Source organism: Methylobacterium sp. OAE515 (assembly GCF_041806315.1).
In the GTDB taxonomy this organism is placed as follows: domain Bacteria; phylum Pseudomonadota; class Alphaproteobacteria; order Rhizobiales; family Beijerinckiaceae; genus Methylobacterium; species Methylobacterium tardum.
Window position 1 is genome coordinate 427,376 of the sequence record NZ_JBGMUV010000001.1, and the last position, 17,665, is coordinate 445,040.

General features: G+C 69.5%; 15 protein-coding genes and 1 pseudogene. 11 read left to right on the plus strand and 5 right to left on the minus strand.

What is annotated here, in order from left to right:
* Positions 1 to 142: 142 nt before the first annotated feature.
* Positions 143 to 1,831, minus strand: a complete 1,689-nt coding sequence (locus ABIE45_RS02110; protein ID WP_192711233.1) for an MCP four helix bundle domain-containing protein — start codon at positions 1,829 to 1,831, stop codon at positions 143 to 145.
* Between the two features lie 558 nt (positions 1,832 to 2,389).
* On the opposite strand from ABIE45_RS02110, the gene ABIE45_RS02115 reads away from it, so the two are divergent.
* A complete protein-coding gene (locus ABIE45_RS02115) occupies positions 2,390 to 2,605 on the plus strand; it encodes a hypothetical protein (protein ID WP_192711232.1) in 216 nt (71 codons plus the stop codon).
* A gap of 127 nt (positions 2,606 to 2,732) precedes the next feature.
* Here ABIE45_RS02115 and ABIE45_RS02120 read toward each other — a convergent pair whose 3' ends face one another.
* Positions 2,733 to 2,951 carry a hypothetical protein gene (locus ABIE45_RS02120; protein WP_192711231.1) on the minus strand — a complete coding sequence of 73 codons (219 nt, stop codon included), beginning with the start codon at positions 2,949 to 2,951 and terminating at the stop codon, positions 2,733 to 2,735.
* A 406-nt stretch (positions 2,952 to 3,357) separates the two neighbouring features.
* Between ABIE45_RS02120 and ABIE45_RS02125 the strand changes: the two are divergent.
* The 8 genes and pseudogenes from ABIE45_RS02125 to ABIE45_RS02160 form a co-directional block, all read left to right on the plus strand.
* Positions 3,358 to 4,056, plus strand: a pseudogene (locus tag ABIE45_RS02125) (IclR family transcriptional regulator); the annotation flags it as partial.
* Positions 4,057 to 4,156: 100 nt separating this feature from the next.
* Positions 4,157 to 5,680, plus strand: a complete 1,524-nt coding sequence (locus ABIE45_RS02130; RefSeq protein ID WP_192711229.1) for an AMP-binding protein — start codon at positions 4,157 to 4,159, stop codon at positions 5,678 to 5,680.
* On the plus strand, positions 5,677 to 6,447 hold the full coding sequence (locus ABIE45_RS02135) for a citryl-CoA lyase (RefSeq protein WP_192711228.1): 771 nt from the start codon (positions 5,677 to 5,679) through the stop codon (positions 6,445 to 6,447). Before ABIE45_RS02130 ends, ABIE45_RS02135 begins: the two co-directional genes overlap by 4 nt.
* A gap of 2 nt (positions 6,448 to 6,449) precedes the next feature.
* Positions 6,450 to 7,163, plus strand: coding sequence for an SDR family NAD(P)-dependent oxidoreductase (locus ABIE45_RS02140; protein WP_192711227.1), 714 nt, complete (start codon positions 6,450 to 6,452; stop codon positions 7,161 to 7,163).
* A 68-nt stretch (positions 7,164 to 7,231) separates the two neighbouring features.
* Positions 7,232 to 8,242 (plus strand): tripartite tricarboxylate transporter substrate binding protein, encoded by a 1,011-nt coding sequence (locus tag ABIE45_RS02145; protein WP_210332059.1) that lies wholly within the window; start codon positions 7,232 to 7,234, stop codon positions 8,240 to 8,242.
* Positions 8,243 to 8,352: 110 nt separating this feature from the next.
* A complete protein-coding gene (locus ABIE45_RS02150) occupies positions 8,353 to 9,192 on the plus strand; it encodes an SDR family NAD(P)-dependent oxidoreductase (protein ID WP_192711226.1) in 840 nt (279 codons plus the stop codon).
* A gap of 87 nt (positions 9,193 to 9,279) precedes the next feature.
* A complete protein-coding gene (locus ABIE45_RS02155; protein WP_192711225.1) occupies positions 9,280 to 9,702 on the plus strand; it encodes a tripartite tricarboxylate transporter TctB family protein in 423 nt (140 codons plus the stop codon).
* The gene (locus ABIE45_RS02160; protein ID WP_192711224.1) at positions 9,702 to 11,258 is read left to right on the plus strand and encodes a tripartite tricarboxylate transporter permease; all 1,557 of its coding nucleotides are present in this window, start codon (positions 9,702 to 9,704) and stop codon (positions 11,256 to 11,258) included. Before ABIE45_RS02155 ends, ABIE45_RS02160 begins: the two co-directional genes overlap by 1 nt.
* Before the next feature lie 310 nt (positions 11,259 to 11,568).
* Here ABIE45_RS02160 and ABIE45_RS02165 read toward each other — a convergent pair whose 3' ends face one another.
* Together ABIE45_RS02165 and ABIE45_RS02170 are read right to left on the minus strand one after the other, a co-directional pair.
* Positions 11,569 to 12,555 carry a tripartite tricarboxylate transporter substrate binding protein gene (locus tag ABIE45_RS02165; protein ID WP_192711223.1) on the minus strand — a complete coding sequence of 329 codons (987 nt, stop codon included), beginning with the start codon at positions 12,553 to 12,555 and terminating at the stop codon, positions 11,569 to 11,571.
* Positions 12,556 to 12,989: 434 nt separating this feature from the next.
* Positions 12,990 to 14,564: a winged helix-turn-helix domain-containing protein gene (locus ABIE45_RS02170; RefSeq protein ID WP_192711222.1), complete on the minus strand. Its 1,575-nt coding sequence runs from the start codon at positions 14,562 to 14,564 to the stop codon at positions 12,990 to 12,992.
* A 152-nt stretch (positions 14,565 to 14,716) separates the two neighbouring features.
* Here ABIE45_RS02170 and ABIE45_RS02175 point away from each other — a divergent pair, with 152 nt between their 5' ends.
* Positions 14,717 to 15,739 (plus strand): alpha/beta fold hydrolase, encoded by a 1,023-nt coding sequence (locus ABIE45_RS02175; RefSeq protein WP_192711221.1) that lies wholly within the window; start codon positions 14,717 to 14,719, stop codon positions 15,737 to 15,739.
* A complete protein-coding gene (locus ABIE45_RS02180; protein ID WP_192711220.1) occupies positions 15,729 to 16,250 on the plus strand; it encodes a cytochrome P460 family protein in 522 nt (173 codons plus the stop codon). The genes ABIE45_RS02175 and ABIE45_RS02180 overlap by 11 nt, the downstream gene beginning before the upstream one ends.
* Positions 16,251 to 16,306: 56 nt before the next feature.
* Here ABIE45_RS02180 and ABIE45_RS02185 read toward each other — a convergent pair whose 3' ends face one another.
* On the minus strand, positions 16,307 to 17,578 hold the full coding sequence (locus tag ABIE45_RS02185; RefSeq protein WP_209578437.1) for an MFS transporter: 1,272 nt from the start codon (positions 17,576 to 17,578) through the stop codon (positions 16,307 to 16,309).
* Positions 17,579 to 17,665 lie beyond the last annotated feature (87 nt).

The following is a 17,665-nucleotide window of genomic DNA, read 5'->3' on the forward strand; positions in this document are numbered from 1 at the left end:
CCTTCATCAACGCAGCGGGGGGCGCACCAAGACGGGTCTCCGACGGCTCCGCGCTGCTCTGCCGCCGAACGCGTAAAGGCCCGCCTCCGCAGATGCGCGAAGGCGGGCCTTGGTCCGGCGACAGATATCGATCGGCGTCCGCTCAGGCGGCGCGCACGGTAGCGAGGAAGCGTGCGACCTCCGCGCCGAGGTGCTCGGACTGGCGCGACAGCTCCGAAGCCGCGCCGAGCACCTGGCTCGCCGCCGCCCCGGTCTCCTCGGCCGCACCCGCCACACCGGAGATGTTGCTCGTCACCTCGCCGGTGCCCATGGCGGCTTGCGCGACATTGCGCACGATCTCCTGGGTGGCCGCACCCTGCTGCTCGACGGCCGCCGCGATCGAGGTCGCCACGCCGCTGATCTCACGGATCCGCCCGGTGATGCCGCCGATCGACGTCACCGCCTGCCCGGTCGAGGCCTGGATCTGCGCGATCTGGCCGGAGATCTCGTTCGTCGCCTTGGCGGTCTGCTCGGCCAGCGCCTTCACCTCGGAGGCGACGACCGCAAAGCCCTTGCCCGCCGCACCGGCCCGCGCCGCCTCGATGGTGGCGTTGAGGGCCAGCAGGTTGGTCTGCCCGGCGATGTTCGAGATCAACCCGACCACATCGCCGATCCGCGACACGGCGGCACTCAGCTCCTGCACCAGGCTGCCGGTCTGGTCGGCCTCGTGCACCGCCCGCTGCGCCAGCTCGGCCGAGCCCGCGACCTGACGGCCGATCTCCTGGACCGACGAACCCAGCTCCTCCGCCGCCGCCGCGACAGTGTTGACGTTGGAGGCGGCCTCCTCGGCGGCGGCCGCCACGGTGGTCGACTGGCTGGCGGTCTCGGTTGCCGTGGCGGTCATCGTCTGCGCGGTGGCCTGCAACTCGGTCGCCGAAGACGACACCATGCCGATGATGCCGCCGACGGCAGCCTCGAAGCCGTCGGCCATCTGGCGCATGCCGGCCTTGCGCTGCTCCTCGGCGGCGAGCCGCGCCACTGCGGTCTCGTCTTCCAGCGCCTTCATGCGGAGCAGGCCATTCTTGAACACCTGCACCGCATTCGCGATCGTTCCGATCTCCGTCTTCTGGCCCTGATGCGGGATGGTGACGGCAAGGTCCCCGTCCGCGAGCGCCTGCATCGGTTGGACTACCGAATTGATGCCGCGCGAGATGCTCAGGATGATCAAGGCCGCCAGCGCAATCGACAGAGCCACGGCGAAAAGCCCGACGCCGATGAGCATGGTGCGCGTCTGAGCGTATGTGTCCTGGCTGTCCCTGGCAGCCTGCTCGGCACCATCCTGGTTGAGCTTGATGATCTTATCGAGCGCCGCTGACGCGCTCCGACGCGGCGCGACCACCTTGGCCTCGTAGAGGCTGAGAGCCTGCGCCTTCTCGCCCTTGCGGGACAGCGCGAGGATCGGCTCGACGGCGGTTGCGAGCGCGCGCCAATCCCGGACGAACGCTTCGTAGAGCGTGCGCTCCTCAGGGGAACTGATCAGCTTCTCGTAGCTCTTCGTTGCTACATCGATCTTCTGACCCCGATCGACGAGATCCTTGTCGACGCTGGCCAGCATCTGCGGTTCTTCCGTCAGGATATGGCGGAGCAGACTGGTGGTATACCGCCCTGTCAGGGAATCGATCTGACTTGCGGCGCGCACGCTCGGCAGCCAGTTCGTCTCGACATCGAGAAGCAGCCCGTTGAGCGTTGAGGCGCTTCGAAGCCCGACGAGGCTCAGGCCACTGAGCAGCAGGAGCAGAACGGCGAAGGCAGCAATCAGCTTGCTGCGGATGGACAAGGAGTTGAGCGGCACGACTGACCTCGAAGGCAGCTGCTGAGCCCAGCGTCGATGAAGCTGCCAAGTTAAGGTCTTACGGCGGAATAGTTAATTCTATATCCAATATGAATGATATGCATCCATTTGCCTGAAATTCCGATCGGTTGAACGCGCTATTAGCCAATTGCCCAAACGAGAGGCAGGGCGCCGGTCAAGAACAACGCGGACGAGACGAGCACGGCGAGGCGCTCGCGATGGTGGAGGATGAAGGCGCGCGGGCTGGCAAACATGGGGCGGGGCCGGATCGGAGGAAGCACCTCACGCTCGCTCCTGAACCTTGACCAATCCGAGGCATCCGACGTCGTCCACAGGCGGTCCGCGACGCGTGTTACCGCCGAGCCACAGAGGGCTGGATGTGCTCCGGCGCACCGCGCGGACGCCGCGCCGGGTCTATCGCCTCCCGGTGGCTGCTTTCGCCCCCTCAGCAGCCCGATCCAGCGGCGCAGTGACCTCACCGGTTGCTGCGCCGTTGTCGTCTGCGACGACCCGCCGGGTCGGCAGCATTCTGTGCGGCCCGCCGCCGTCTGACGGTCGATGCAGGCCGATTTCCGCAATCCGACGCTGTTCGCGCAGGTTGAACGGGTCTCGATGCGCGCGTCGGCAGGACGCTTCCGGCTTTCCAAGCGCGTTGAGACCCTGACGAAAGATCACGGGTCGTGGTTTGGTGGGGGGCATCCCACCCTGGTCCTCATCCTGAGGTGCGGCGCAGCCGCCTCGAAGGAGGGCTCCAGCCGGCCGCGCGATCCCTGAAGGCCTCCTTCGAGGCCCGCTGACGCGGGCACCTCAGGATAAGGGCGGGGATGGAGCATGGGCCGGTCGTCGCGGCTCGCCCGCGCGCCCCGCTCGTGAGGCGTGTCGCAACCGGACGGTCGCGGCTCTAGCCGCCAGTGCGGCGCGGGGCCGATCCGTGGGCGCTTCGCGCGCGCTCGGCCTCTTCGGCCGCGACCGCCTCGACCGCGGCGATGACGTTCTCCAGTTCGGCGACCTGACGCAGCGCGCTCCCGGCCGGTAGGCCGTCGTATTCGGCCATGGCCAGGATGAGCGTGCGCTGATGCGCCTTGAGGCGCTCGAGGAGGGCATTGAGCTTGTCGGGCATAAGCGCGCTGTAGCCGTGAGCGGGAGAGCGGACAAGCTGGTGATCGGCAAAGCGTGTTGCAAAGTGGATGCGGGCTGCAGATCAGTCGCACATCCTCCCGATCTCATGCTGTGCCCGCGACAGGTCTTCCACCGAACAGTGCAAGTCGCGATCGGATCATCGGCCGAAGGCTTCCTGACGCCCGCGTTCGGGTGACCCGACGCCCCAAGGCGTCACTGTCCTGCACCGCTCGGAATGGTGATCGGCTACAAAGTCCGCGCCCCTGTGAACAGAGAGCCTATTGTCTCGGCCAGTAACCTTCTCGCAGAGCGAGAAGGAAATTCCGGAATTCGGAATGTCGGTGCTGGACAGTGCTCAAGCCGGACCGGCAGACTGAGTTCAACGAACAAGGCCATAGGGAGAAACGATGCTGCTCGACACAGCTGCGTCGATCGAGGGGGCGTCCCGATCGTCGCTCTCCAAAGCCCTGTCGTTACTTGTGGTTGTCGCAGAGCGAAGCCAGAAAGGCGTCAGCCTGAGTTCCGCTGCGGCCCGCACCGGTCTCCACGTCGCGACCGCGCATCGACTGCTCGGTGCCCTCGTCGACGAGAACTTCCTGAACTTCGATCCCTATACGAAACGGTACTTCCTCGGCCTGATGCCCTACGAACTCGTCAATCGGGCCGGCCCCGAGCTCGAGTTCCTGCACCTTCGGAAGACGCTGCGCCCATTCCTCGACGCCGCGCAGAGGACGCTCGGCGGCCTCGTCAACCTGTCCGTGCCGTCCCGCGGAGAGGCCCTGTGCATCGACGTGATCGAGGGGCGCGCGGCGATCCTCGTCAGTACCCTGAAGATCGGGGCGCGTCGGCCCCTCGGGGTCGGGGCGGCCAGCCTCGCCCTGCTGGCGACGCATCCGGCCGATGCGCGGGCCGCCGTGATCGCGCGCGAGGCGGAGCGCTACCTCAAATACGGGCGGCTGTCGGCGGATCTCGTCGCGGAGGCCTGCGCGCGTCTTCCGGTCGACGGCTACGTCGTGAACGAGGCGCTGATCATTCCGGATATCGGCGCCCTGGCGCTCCCGGTCTTCCGGGACGGCGCGGTCGTCTGCGCCGTCTCGGTCACCAACACGATCTCGCATCTGCATCGCGACGCGCGGGCCGGGATCGCCGCGGTCCTCCGCCGGGCCGTGACCGATGCCGGGCTTCCACGTCGAGGCAGCCTGACCGATGTATCCGATCGACCTCTTCCACCGTCAGGCCGCCCGGACGCCCGAGCATGTCGCCCTGGAATTCGGGGAGGCGCGGATGACCTACGGGGATCTCGCCGCGCGGGTCGGGGCGCTCGCCGCCGGCCTGCAGGCGCTCGACCCGGAGCCGCAATCGCGGGTCGGCATCTGCTGCTTCAACCACGTCGAGCACGTCGTGGCCTGGCTGGCGGTGGTGGCGGCCGGGAAGGTCTGGGTCCCGCTCTATCCGAAGAACAAGGCGGCCGAGATCGGCCTCGGCATCGCCTTCACCGAGGCCTCGATCGTGATCGCCGACGCGGCGGCGCGCCCCCTCGTCGAAGGGGCCGGGGCCCGGATCCTAGTGGCGGACCGGGACGGGCGCGCGGGGACCACGGGCGGTCTGGCGCAAGATCACGCGGGCGCGGCGCCGCGCTTCCACGCGCAGCCGCTCCACGCCACGCAGGCCATCAAGTTCACCGGCGGGACGACCGGCAAGCCGAAGGGCGTGATGCAGCCCTATCGGGCCTGGAACACCAACATCGCGACCCAGATCGACGCCTGGGGCCTCAAGCCGGGCGAGCGCCTCCTGGCGGCGGCGCCGATCACGCATGGCACCTCGACCTACATCCTGCCGACGCTGGGCACCGGCGGCACGCTCGTCCTGCTCGACCAGCCGCGGCCGGACGAGATCCTGCGCTGCTTCGCCGAGGAGCGCATCGCCACGACCTTCCTGCCGCCGACGCTCATCTACATGATGATGGAGCTGCCGGCGGCGCGGCGCGGCGCGTATCCGCACCTGCGCAACCTCGTCTACGGCTCGGCCGCGATGCGGCCGGACGCGATCGCCGAGGCGCAATCCGTGTTCGGCCCCTGCATCGCCTCGACCTACGGCCAGACCGAGGCGCCGCAGATCGCCACCATGATCTCGGCCGAGGAACTCACGCGCCCGGAGAAGCGCGCGACCGTCGGCCGGGAAACGATGCTGACCCGGGTCGCCATCCTCGATCCCGAGGGCAACATCCTCCCGACCGGCGCCGACGGCGAGATCGCGATCCGCGGCGACCTGGTCATGACAGGCTATTGGAAGCAGCCGGACAAGACCGCCGAGACGATCCGGGACGGCTGGCTGCTCACCGGCGATCTCGGGAGCTTCGACGAAGAGGGCTTCCTGTCCATCAAGGGGCGGGCGAAGGACCTGATCATCACGGGCGGCTTCAACGTCTACCCGGTCGATGTCGAGCCGGTGCTGGGCCAGCACACGGCCGTCGCCGACTGCGCGATCTACGGCGTGCCGGACGACAAGTGGGGCGAGGCGGTCCACGGCGCCGTCGCGCTGCGCGACGGCATGGCGGCGGATCCCCAGGAGATCATCCGCTTCGTCAAGGATCGCCTGGGATCGGTGAAGGCGCCGAAGTCGATCACCGTCTACGAGGCCCTGCCGCGGAACAATTACGGGAAGCTGCAGAAGCAGATCCTGGTCGAGGACCACATCGCGCGCGAAGCTCGGGAAAGGCAGCAGCCATGAGCACCAAGCAGCCGACCACGGCCCTGAGCCACCACACCACGGACGCGATCTACTATCGCGAGAAGAACCTCGTCACGGACATCCTGAAGCCCGGCGCCGCCCCCGACTTCGTCGCGGAGGCCGCCGCCCACATCCTGGGGCGGGACGTCTCGGACGGCGAGCGGCGCGTCCTCAACGCGATCATGATCACCATGATGGAGCACGGCTTCACGCCGAGCGCCATCGCGACCCGCTCGATCTACATGAGCGCGCCAGAGAACATGCAGGGCGCGGTGGCCGCCGGTCTCCTCGCGGTCGGCAGCCAGTTCGTCGGCACGGTCGAGAACAACGCCCGGATCCTGAACCAGCTCGTCGCCCTGGAGGCGGACGCGCAGCGCGCCCTCGCGGAGCACATCGTGGACGACCACAAGGCCCGCAAGGTGCACATGCCGGGCTTCGGCCACCACCTGCACCGGCCGGAGGATCCGCGCGCGGTCCGCCTCCTGGAGATCGGGGCGGAGAACGGTCTCGCCGGCCGCCACGTCGCGGCCCTCCGCCTCCTGTCGGAGGTGGTCGACCAGCGGGCGGGCCGGCACATCACCATCAACGCCACGGGCGCCACAGCCGCCCTGCTCGGCGAGATGGGCGTGCCGGTCGAGCTGATGCGCGGCTTCTCGCTGATCGGCCGCACGGCCGGCCTCGTGGCCCACATCGCCGAGGAGCAGCAGCGCCCGAGCGGCCGCTTCATCTGGGACCTCGTCGACAAGTCCATCCCCTACGAGGCCTGACGATGCCCGACTACGCCCTCGTCACCGGCGGCAGCCGCAACATCGGCGGGGCGATCGCGCGGCGCCTCACCGCGGACGGCTTCAAGGTCATCGTCCTCGACATCGTGAAGCCGGAGCACGACGCCCTGGACAGCTTCGTCGAGGCCGACCTGTCCGACGCGGCCGCGCTGCCGCGGACGCTCGCGCACGCCATCGCGGGCCGGACGGTGACGCGCCTCGTCAACAATGCCGGCATTGTGGCGCCCGCAGCCCTCGCGGACACCGACCCCGCGACCCTCGACGCCGTCGCGGCCGTGAACCTCAAGGCGCCGATCCTCTGCGCGCAGGCGCTCCTGCCGGGCATGAAGGCGGCTGGCCGGGGGCGCATCGTCAACATCTCCAGCCGGGTCGCCCTGGGCAAGGAACTGCGCACCGTCTACGCGGCGACCAAGGCCGGCCTGCACGGGATGACCAAGACCTGGGCCCTGGAACTCGGGCGCCACGGCATCACGGTGAATGCCGTCGGGCCGGGCCCGATCCGGACGAGCCTGTTCGACGCGGTGAATCCGCCGGGCGATCCGCGCACGAACGCGATCATCGGCGCCGTGCCGTTGGCCCGCCTCGGCACGCCGGACGACGTCGCGGATGCCGTCAGCTTCTTCCTGTCCGATCGCGCGGGCTTCGTGACCGGACAGGTTCTCTACGTGTGCGGCGGGATGACGATCGGCTCCGTCTGAACGCCCACCAAGACCGACACGACACAAGAAACGCGGCACGAAGCCCGCGATCTAACCGGGAGGACACCATGGCAACTCTGACTCGGCGCGACCTGAGAACGTTGCTCGGAGCGGTCCTGGTCCTCGGATGCGCGGTGCCGGCGCCGGACGCCGCGTGGGCTCAGCCGGCCTGGCCCGCCCGGACCGTGTCGATCATCGTCCCCTACTCGGCGGGCGGGGCCACCGACATCCTGGCCCGCAAGGTCGCGGAGGGGCTGTCCGGCGCCCTGGGCAAGACCGTGGTGGTCGACAACCGGCCGGGGGCCGGCGGTACCCTCGGCACCGCGCTCGCGGCCAACGCGAAGCCCGACGGCTACACCCTCTTCCTCGGGCAGGTGTCCTCCCACGGGATCGCGCCGAACCTCTACACGGAACTGCGCTACGACCCGGTCAAGAGCTTCGTGCCGATCGTGTCGATCGAGACGATCCCCAACATCGTGGTCGTCAACAAGGCGCTGCCGGTGAACTCGATCGACGATCTCATCGCCTACGCCAAGGCCCATCCCGACGCGCTCAACTTCGCCTCCTCCGGGACGGGGGCCTCGACACACCTGTCCGGCGAGATGTTCAAGGCGATGACGGGGGTCACCATGACCCACGTGCCGTTCCACGGCAGCGCCCAGGCGATCGTGTCGGTCATGGGCGGCCAGACCCAGATGATCTTCGACAACATGCCGTCCGCCTATCCCTACGTGACGGCGGGCAACCTGAAGGCGCTGGCGGTCACCACGCTGAAGCGCTCGCCGCAGGCGCCCGACGTCCCTACCCTCGCCGAAGCCGCCAAAAGCGCCGACCTGTCGCGCTACGACGTCAGCGCCTGGTTCGGGCTGTTCGCGCCGGCCAACACCCCGCGGCCGATCGTCGATCGCGTCAACGCGGCCGTGAACGCGATGCTCAAGGAGCCCGGAGTCGCGAAGTTCATCGTCGAGACCGGCGGCGTGCCCGAGGGCGGGACGCCGGAGGATCTCGGCCGGCGCGTCGACACCGAATTGCAGAAGTGGAAGACCGTGATCGAGCAGGCCGGCGTGCCGAAACAGTAATCCGTAGCATCGGCGCGGCGCCGATGTTGGTTCGCCCCGTCGCGACAGGAGGTGCGCGTGGATTTCGCCTCGCAGGCCATCGGTGACCGCTCCGCGGGAGGAACAGCGTGATGAGCCCGGCTGAGACCGCACCCATCCCCACCCGCGACCTCGAGGGGCGCGTCGCGGTGGTGCTGGGCGCCGGCTCGATCGGGGCCGGGTGGGGCATCGGCAGGGCCATCGGCCTGCTCTATGCCCGGGCCGGCGCGCATGTCGTCGCCGCCGACCGCGACCGATCCTCGGCCGAGGAGACCCGGGACCTGATCCTCGGAGAGGGCGGCAGCGCCGAGGCGGTCGGGGTCGATGTCGCGGACGATGCCGGCCTCGCCGCCTGCCTCGCCGCAGCGGGCGCGGCGCGCGGCGGGATCGACATCCTCTACTTCAACGTCGGCATCGGAAAGGCCGGTCCGTCGATCGAGACCTCGGCCGCCGACTGGCGCCGCATCGCCGACGCGAACCTCACCGCGCTCCATGTCGCGGCGACGACCGTCCTCCCGGGCATGCGCGCGCGCCGGCGCGGCGTGATCCTCGCCACGTCGTCGATCGCGGGCCTACGGGATGTCGGCTATCCGCATCTCGCCTACGGGGCCACCAAGGCGGCGCTCATCCAGTACCTGCGCCTGCTGGCGGTCGAGAACGCGCCCCACGGCATCCGGGCCAACACGATCGTCCCGGGCCTGATCGATACGCCCCGCATCGAGCAGACCGTCGCGAACGCCTACGTGGGCGACCTCGCGCGGATGAAGGCGCTCCGCGCGTCGCAGTGCCCCCTCGGCCGGATGGGCACCGCCTTCGACGTCGCGGAGGCCGCCCTGTTCCTCGCGTCGGACCGCGCGGCCTACGTGACCGGCACCGAGCTGCTGGTCGATGGCGGGCTCGCCGCGACGGCGCGCGGCCCGTCCCTCGGCTGACATGCATCCCCGGTCACCGGGCAGGCCCGGAACCCCTCCCGCTCACACTTTCGGCGCCAGCAAAGCCGCCCCGTCCGGAGCACTGACATGGCCAACCAGAATACCGTCCGCGGCGTGGTCCTCAGCGCCATCGCCCTCTGCTTCGGGGTGACGGCGCTGCGCTACCCGATCGGCAGCTTCGCCCATGCCGGCGCCGGCCTGTTCCCGCTGCTGGTCAGTTCGCTGCTGCTGCTCCTCGGTCTCGTCACCCTGGTCAAGGCCCGGTTCGAGCCGGCGAAGCCCATCCACTTCGCGTGGCGGAACATCGGCATCATCCTGCTCGGCCTCGTGGCTTTCGTGGCGGCCGCCAAGGTCGCCAGCATCGTCCTCGGCATCGTGCTCCTCGTCCTGGTGTCCTCGCTGGCGGCCACGTCGTTCTCGTGGAAGCGGGTGCTGGCCATCTCGGTCGCGCTCATCGCCGTCGCGCTCGCCTTCCAGAAGCTGCTCGGCCTCAACCTGCAGGTGATCTGATGGATGTGATCACGAATCTCGCCTTCGGGTTCGAGCACGCGCTCACCTGGAGCAACCTGCTGTACTGCGCGATCGGCTGCGTCATCGGCACCCTGATCGGGCTGCTGCCCGGGCTGGGCCCGCTCGCGACGATCAGCCTGCTGCTGCCCCTGACCTATTCCATCCCGGTCGACGGCGCGCTGATCATGCTGGCAGGGATCTATTACGGCGCCCAGTACGGTGACAGCGTGAGCGCGATCACGATGAAGATCCCGCACGCGTCGAGCATCGTGGCCTGCATCGACGGCTACCAGATGACGCTGAAGGGGCGCACGGGCCTCGCGCTGTTCACCGCGGGCGTGTCGAGCTTCATCGGCGGCACGGTCGCCATCGTCGTCCTGGCCTTCCTCGCACCGCTTCTCGGGCAGGTCGCCTTCCTGTTCGGGCCGGCCGACTACTTCGCGCTCATGCTGCTCGGGTTCGTCTGCGTCAGCCTCGTGACGACCGGGAACCTGCTGAACGGCCTCGCCATGTGCCTGCTCGGCGTGCTGCTCGGCCAGATCGGGACCGACCTCGAATCCGGCACGCTGCGCTTCACCCTCGGCCTGACGCCGCTCGCCGACGGCGTCAGCGTCGTGAGCGTCGCGCTCGGCTGCTTCGGCATCGCCGAGATCTGCCGGAACCTGGACGCCCGCGAGGAGCGGACGCCGTTCAACGGCAAGATCCGCCTGATGCCGAGCTGGCCGGAATTCAAGCGCATCATCCCGAGCGCCCTGCGCGGCAGCGCGGTGGGTTCGCTCCTCGGGATCCTGCCGGGGGGCGGGCCCACCATCGCGCAGTTCGCCGCCTACGCGATCGACAAGAAGGTCAGCAAGTACCGGCACGAGATCGGCACCGGGTCGATCGAGGGCGTGGCCGGGCAGGCCGCCGCCGACGAGGCCGCCGCGCGGACGAGCTTCATCCCGCTCATGAGCATCGGCATCCCCGAGAACGCCGTCATGGCGTTGATGATGGCCGCCTTCATCATCAAGGGCATCCAGCCCGGCCCCAACATGATCGCCAAGCATCCGGACCTGTTCTGGGGCCTCGTCGCCAGCATGTGGATCGGGAACTGCTTCCTCCTGATCCTCAACGTGCCCCTGGTCCGCTTCTGGCTGTCGATCTTCAAGATCCCCTACAGCGTCCTCTTCCCGTCGATCCTGTTCTTCTGTTGTGTCGGAACCTACAGCGTCAACAACAACCTCGACGACGTGCTGATCACCGCGGCCTTCGGCCTGCTCGGCTACATCCTGATGCGCCTGAGCCTCGACCCGGCGCCCCTGATGCTGGGCTTCATCCTCGGCCCGATGCTGGAGGAGAATTTCCGCCGCGCGATGCTGCTCGGCCGCGGCAGCTTCAAGGTGTTCGTCACGCAACCGATCAGCGCGACGCTTCTCGCGTTCATCGCCGTGCTGATCCTCGTGCAGATCGTCTCCGCGGTCGTGCGGATGCGCTCAGGGAGGCCGTCGCCCGTCTCGGTCGGAAACCTCGACCACGAGGCACCGCCGGCCGCGATGATCAAGACGCCCGGCGGTTAGAGCCGTTCCCGACCACGTCGAGACTGCCGACGGCAGGATATGGGTGGTTGCGTCCGGTCGGGCTTTCCCACCCTCGACCTCATCCTGAGGTGCCGAAGCGCAGCGGAGGCCTCGAAGGAGCCCTCCAGCCGGCCGCGAGAGCCCTGGAGCCCTCCTTCGAGGCCCGCTGACGCGGGCACCTCAGGATGAGGAAGGGGATGGGAAAGACGCTCGTCGCCGCGGCTCACGACACGCTCCCACGCCCGAGCATGTCGCACACGGAGGTCGCGGCTCTCGGCGACCTCGATAGCGAGCGCCGAAAGGACTCCTGTCAGTCGACCGTCGCTCCGGAGAACTGGACGACCTTGCGCCACTTCTCGATCTCCTGGCCGATCAGCGTGCCGAACGCGTCGGGCGAGACCCGCAAGGGCGTCCCGCCGAGGTCGGTGAGCTTCTTCTCCATGGCCGGGTCGGCCAGGATGTCGTTCACCTCCTTGTTGAGGCGCGCGATCAGCTCCGGCGGGGTCTTCCGCGGCGCGCCGATCCCGAACCACGCGCTCGCCTCGTAGCCCGGCACCGTCTCGGCCACCGTCGGCACGTCGGGCAAAGCCGGCGAGCGCTCGGCCGTCGTCACCGCGAGGGCGCGCAGGGTCCCGCCGCGCACGTGGCCGATCGACGAGGGCAGGTTGTCGAAGATCACGTCGGCGTGGCCCGCGATCATGTCGATGATCGCCGGACCGGCGCCGCGATAGGGCACATGCACCATCGGCGCGCCGGTCATCGCCTTGAACAGCTCGCCCGACATGTGCAGCGACGTGCCGATGCCGCTGGAGGCCATGTTCACCTTGTCGGGGTTGGCCTTACAGTAATCAATGAACTCCTGCACGGTCTTGATCGGAAGCTTCGGGCTGACCTCCATGATGTTGGGCGACCGCATGATCCCCGCCACCGGGGCGATGTCGCGCTGAAACTTGAAGCTCAGATTCTTGTAGAGGCTGTCGTTGATGCCGTTGGCCGGATTGGCGAGCAGGATCGTGTGGCCGTCCGGCTCGGCTCGGACGACGACGTCGGTGCCGATATTGTTGCCCGCCCCGGGGCGGTTCTCGACGAGGACCTGCTGGCCGAGGCGCCGTCCGAGCGGTTCGGCGATGAGGCGGGCGAGCACGTCGGTCGCGCCACCCGGGGCATAGCCGACGACGAAGCGGATCGGGCGCGTCGGGTAGGATTGCGCGCGCGACGACCGGGTCGCCAGCGCCGTGGTCACGCCGGCTCCGACGCCGGCCGCCAGTATTGATCTCCGCGACCACTTGGAATCCATGTCCGCGTCCTCCCTGCGGCCCTTTTTGCGTGGGCCCTCAACGATTCGTACGTTACGCGGGACCGCAACGGCATCAACCTGAACGCGTTGGGCAATTCATATGGCGCGCGCCAGTTGAAATCGGGCTCGAGCCGGGCGGCCGACAGCTTTTTCAAGCCGCGGTGGGGTGCGGGCCCCCGTCGCACGCGCTCCGGCCGCCGTGAGGGCCTCTCTACATGTCATCGATGGGTACGCGACGAGGATCGCATCGAACGGAGGCCGGAACCACTGCAACAGCCCCGGCACCGTAAGCTGATCGGAGGTCTACAGGCTTGGCGACGCCCTATTCCACATCCGCAGGAGTGGATTTCGACAATCCAAGTCACCGGACATTCGGCTGGACAACCGCGAAAATAGCGAAGCGGCCCGGACGCTCGCTCGGTCCCGTTCGGCGATCAGGCCGGGAGGCCCGCGATCGCCAAGGCTTCGGCATAGAGCTTGGCCGTCTGTTCGAGCGGAAAGGGGATGCGTGCGAGAAAGCCCGAGATCGTCAAGTGCGGCTCGATCGCCAGCATCTCCGCGACAGCCTCGCGGGCGGGGTCCAGCCGCCCGAGCCTGACATTGGCGACGGCGAGGACGCGCAGGGCCACGGCGAAGCGGCGGTTCTGCGCCAGGGCGCGCTCGGCCCAGTCGATCGCAGCGGCGTCGTCTTCGTCGATCAACGCGGCCAACGCCATCACGCCGGACATCAGCCAGCCGCGCGGATCGCGCGGGTTGAGCCGCTGCGCGCGGGCCACCATGGCGCGGCCTTCGGCGCCGTTGCCGCACATCGTCTCGATCCAGCCCGCGAGCGTCAGCGCCATCGCGGAGTTCGGGTTGAGGAGCAGCGAGCGCCGGAAGAGGTCGCGCGCGCGTTCACGCCCGGTCCCGGCCATGTTCCAGATCGCGAAGGCGGCCATCCACAGCACCTGCGCGTCGCCGGGCGCGCGCTCGACCGCCCGCCAGGCCAGGGCCACGGCCGCGCTGCGGGCGTGGTCGTCCTGCTCGGCCCAGCCCTGGAAGTGGCACTGCGCGCGGCAGTAGGCGGTCGCCGCCATCGCGGGGGCGTAGTCCGGTTCGGCCTCCAGAGCCTCGCCCAAGCAGGCCAGGGCTGCGGCCATGCCAGGACCGGTGAACTCGGACAGGTGCGCGTTGGCCCGCAGCAGACGCTCGTAGGCGTCGAGTCGGGACGGCGCCGTGCGCCCGACACGACCGATCTCGGCCTGCTGAAGGGTCGGCTCGATCGCGGCAGCGACGCTCTCGGCGACCCGCTCCTGCAGCGCGAACACGTCGTGCAGGTCACCGTCGAACCGGTCTGACCAGAGATGGGCGCCCGAGACCGCATCGACGAGCTGCCCTGCGATCCGCAGCCGGTCGTGGCTACGGCGCACGCTGCCCTCGAGCACGTAACCGACGCCGAGTTCCGCGCCGACCCGGCGCACGTCGATCGCCCGGCCCTTGTAGGTGAACGAGGAGTTGCGGGCGATGACGAACAGTCCGCTCATGCGCGAGAGCGCCGTGATGATCTCCTCGCAGATCCCGTCCGCGAAATAGTCCTGCTCCGGGTCGCCGCTCATGTTGGTGAAGGGCAGGACCGCCACGGCCGGCAAGCGCGGTCCCGCGCGCCAGGACGGCCCGGCATCGGCCCCTGTCTCCGCTCCCGGCTTGGTCGGGGGGTCGTCCCCCGCCTCCACGGCGCCGACGAAGCGGACGCCCTTGCGCGGGAGCGTGCGAATCAGGCGCTGGTCGAGCCCCGTGTCGCCGATCGCGGTGCGCGCGGCGTTCAGCCGGCTGCTGATCGTCGCGTCCGACACGATGCGGCCGTGCCAGACGGCCTCCAGGAGGTCGTCGCGGCTGACCACGCGATCGCGGGCGGCGACGAGGTGCGCGAGGACATCGAAGACCTGCGGCTCCAGCGCGACGAGGGTGTCCCTGTCCCTGAGCTCGCGCCGGGCGGTGTCGAGGGTGAAGGACGAGAACCGGTAGATCACGCGGTCGCCTCAGCGATCATGCCGGTGCAGCAGGGCCGTCCCGCACCGAAAATCAAGGGGCTCTGAAGGTGCGCTGCACGGGTTCTGAAAGCGGCGCGCGGCCGATTGGGGCAATGTCCGGCGCATCGACACCTCAGCAGCGGGATGCGCCCATGCCGTCCGAGACCATCAACCGGAGCCGCCGCCGCCTTCTCGGCGGCGCGGCCGCCACCATCGCGGCCGCCGAACTCGGCCTCGTGCCGCCCGCACGCGCGCAGACCGGACAGGGGGCAGGCGCCGCGTTCGGGCCGCTGCAGGCGGTCGACGCCGACCTCCTGCGCGTCGGCTATCTGGAGGCGGGCAACCCGTCCGGTCCGGTGGCGCTCCTGCTTCACGGCTGGCCCTACGACATCCACAGCTTCGCGGAGGTCGTACCGTTGCTCGCCGCGGCGGGATACCGGGTGATCGTCCCCTACCTGCGCGGCTACGGCACGACGCGCTTCCTGGCGGCCGATACCGTGCGCAACGGTCAGCAGGCGGCGCTCGCGGTCGACGTCATCGCCCTGATGGACGCGCTCGCCATCCGTCAGGCCGTTCTCGCCGGTTTCGACTGGGGCGCCCGCACCGCCTGCATCGTCGCCGCGCTCTGGCCGGAGCGGTGCAAGGCCCTGGTGTCGGTCAGCGGGTACCTGATCGGCAACCAGGAGGCCGGCAAGAAGCCGCTGCCGCCCCAGGCCGAACTCTCCTGGTGGTACCAGTTCTACTTCGCGACCAGCCGCGGCCGGGCGGGCTACGAGGCCAACCGGACGGAGTTCGCCCGGCTGATCTGGCGGACAGCCTCGCCGCGCTGGCAGTTCGACGACGCCACCTTCGCGCGCAGCGCCGCGGCCCTCGACAATCCGGATCACGTCAGCATCGTCATTCACAATTACCGCTGGCGACTCGGTCTCGCCGACGGCGAGCGGCGGTACGATCCCCTGGAAGCCCGCTTGGCGGAGGCGCCGAAAATCGGCGTGCCGACGATCACCCTGGAGGGGGACGCGAACGGGGCACCGCACCCCGATCCCGTCGCCTACGCCAAGCAGTTCTCCGGGCCCTACGCGCATCGCACGATCAGCGGCGGCATCGGGCACAACCTTCCGCAGGAGGCCCCGCAGGCCTTCGCGCAAGCCGTGGTGGACGTCGATGCCTTCTGACCGTCGCCTCCGCGGGCCCAGCGCCCTTCTCCTGGCCTGCGCCGCCTCAGGCCTCCTGATCGCGGTCGCCCGGGCGGTGGACGGGAGCGGCAAGCCCGCCGCGCCGATCTACGGCGTCACCGTTCCCGACGGCTACCGCGACTGGCGCCTGATCGCTCCGGCGCTCGAGGATGCGCCGCTGAACGAGCTGCGCGCCGTCGTCGGCAACGACCGGGCCGTGACGGCTTACCGGGCTGGTACGCTGCCGTTCCCGGACGGTACGGTCCTGGTGAAGCTGGCCTGGGAGCGGAGACCGTCCGCGGAGTTCGAGTCGGCGACGGTGCCCGGCCGGGCCACGACCGTGCAGGTCATGGTCAAGGATGCGAAGCGTTACGCCGCGACCGGCGGCTGGGGCTTCGGCCGTTTCATCGACGGCAAACCGGTGGACGAGGCGCAGCATCAAACCTGCTTCGCCTGCCACGAAGCGCGCGTCAGGAACCATGATTACGTCTTCACCCGGTACGCCCCCTGAGCGGGTCCGAGGGGTGCGTCGGCTTCGGGCCGATTCATGCGGCGTGCAGCCTTCGCCTAAGGCCTCTCACCCGGCAGGACCGGGATCAGGGGCGGGCGGGCGCGGCCCAGTCCCAGCGCGAGCGCTGCCCCCGCGGCGGTAATCAGGGCGAGCGGCAGCAAGCCCAGTGCGTAGCTCCCGCTCGCATCCTTGATCACACCCATCAGGTACGTCCCCACGAAGGCGCCCAGGTTGCCGATGGCGTTGATCTGCGCGATCCCGGCCGCGGCCGCGCCCGGCGGCAGCCATTCCGTGACCAGCGCCCAGAACGGGCCCTTGACCGCGTAGGTCCCGAGGATCGCCAGGAACAGGATCGCGACCGTCGGCCCGAACCCGTGGGCGGCCAGCGCCGCGGCGAGGCAGAGCGCGGTGAGCGCCTGCGGGCCGGCGACATGCCAGGCCCGCTCCCCGGTGCGGTCCGATCGCCGGGCCCAGAGCACCATCAACCCGGCCGCGATCCCGAACGGCACCGAGTTGAGCAGCCCGATCTCCATCGTCGTCAGACCGTAGGACTTGAAGATCTGCGGCTGCCAGATCGACAGGCAGGCGCTCGCGCCGACGCTGCCGGCGAAGATCAGGCCCGCGGCCAGCACGCGCCGGTCGAGGATCACCTGCCAGACGGAGGGCCGGACCGCCGGCTGCTCCGCGCGCTCGGCCGCCAGGCGCCCGGTGAGCCAGCGGCGCTGCGCGTCGTCGAGCCAGGGCGCCCGGTCCGGCCCCTCCGGCAGGAATCGCAGGGCGAGCAGGCCGAGCACCACGGCCGGCGCGGCCTCGACGATCGACATCAGCTGCCAACCGCGCAGGCCCAGCCAGCCGTCGAGCCCGAGCAGTGCCGCCGAGATCGGCGAGCCGACGAAGTTCGACAGGGGCACGGCCACGGCGAAGAGGGCGATCACCCGGGCGCGGTAGGCCTTCGGGAACCAGCGTGTCAGGTAGAAAATCACGCCGGGATAGAAGCCGGCTTCGGCCGCGCCCAGAAGGAAGCGCACCGCGCAGAACGAGATCGGCCCGACGACGAGCGCGGTGGCTGCGGAGATCAGCCCCCAGGTGATCATGATCCGGGCGAGCCAGAGGCGGGCCCCGAACCGCTCGAGCATCAGGTTCGAGGGCACCTCGAACAGGAAGTAGGCGACGAAGAAGAGGCCCGCACCCAGGCCGAAGACCGAGGCCGACAGGCCGGCATCGGCGTTCATCTGCAGGGCCGCGAAGCCGACGTTGACGCGGTCGATGAAGGCGACGAGGAAGCCCAGCATCAGCAGCGGCATGAGCCGCGCCGTGACCCGCCGCATCGTCGCCCGCTCGATCTCGGACGGGATCTCGCCGTTCACCGCTGTCAAGGATCTCTCCGGGATTACGGGGCCTCCGCGCGGACCTCG

Excerpts from the sequence above, each read along its gene's own strand:
- ABIE45_RS02115 (WP_192711232.1), top strand. The coding sequence starts at position 2,390 with ATGCAGGCCGATTTCCGCAATCCGACGCTGTTCGCGCAGGTTGAACGG.
- ABIE45_RS02120 (WP_192711231.1), bottom strand. The coding sequence starts at position 2,951 with ATGCCCGACAAGCTCAATGCCCTCCTCGAGCGCCTCAAGGCGCATCAG.
- ABIE45_RS02130 (WP_192711229.1), top strand. The coding sequence starts at position 4,157 with ATGTATCCGATCGACCTCTTCCACCGTCAGGCCGCCCGGACGCCCGAG.
- ABIE45_RS02135 (WP_192711228.1), top strand. The coding sequence starts at position 5,677 with ATGAGCACCAAGCAGCCGACCACGGCCCTGAGCCACCACACCACGGAC.
- ABIE45_RS02140 (WP_192711227.1), top strand. The coding sequence starts at position 6,450 with ATGCCCGACTACGCCCTCGTCACCGGCGGCAGCCGCAACATCGGCGGG.
- ABIE45_RS02145 (WP_210332059.1), top strand. The coding sequence starts at position 7,232 with ATGGCAACTCTGACTCGGCGCGACCTGAGAACGTTGCTCGGAGCGGTC.
- ABIE45_RS02150 (WP_192711226.1), top strand. The coding sequence starts at position 8,353 with ATGAGCCCGGCTGAGACCGCACCCATCCCCACCCGCGACCTCGAGGGG.
- ABIE45_RS02155 (WP_192711225.1), top strand. The coding sequence starts at position 9,280 with ATGGCCAACCAGAATACCGTCCGCGGCGTGGTCCTCAGCGCCATCGCC.
- ABIE45_RS02160 (WP_192711224.1), top strand. The coding sequence starts at position 9,702 with ATGGATGTGATCACGAATCTCGCCTTCGGGTTCGAGCACGCGCTCACC.
- ABIE45_RS02165 (WP_192711223.1), bottom strand. The coding sequence starts at position 12,555 with ATGGATTCCAAGTGGTCGCGGAGATCAATACTGGCGGCCGGCGTCGGA.
- ABIE45_RS02175 (WP_192711221.1), top strand. The coding sequence starts at position 14,717 with ATGCCGTCCGAGACCATCAACCGGAGCCGCCGCCGCCTTCTCGGCGGC.
- ABIE45_RS02180 (WP_192711220.1), top strand. The coding sequence starts at position 15,729 with ATGCCTTCTGACCGTCGCCTCCGCGGGCCCAGCGCCCTTCTCCTGGCC.
- ABIE45_RS02185 (WP_209578437.1), bottom strand. The coding sequence starts at position 17,578 with ATGCGGCGGGTCACGGCGCGGCTCATGCCGCTGCTGATGCTGGGCTTC.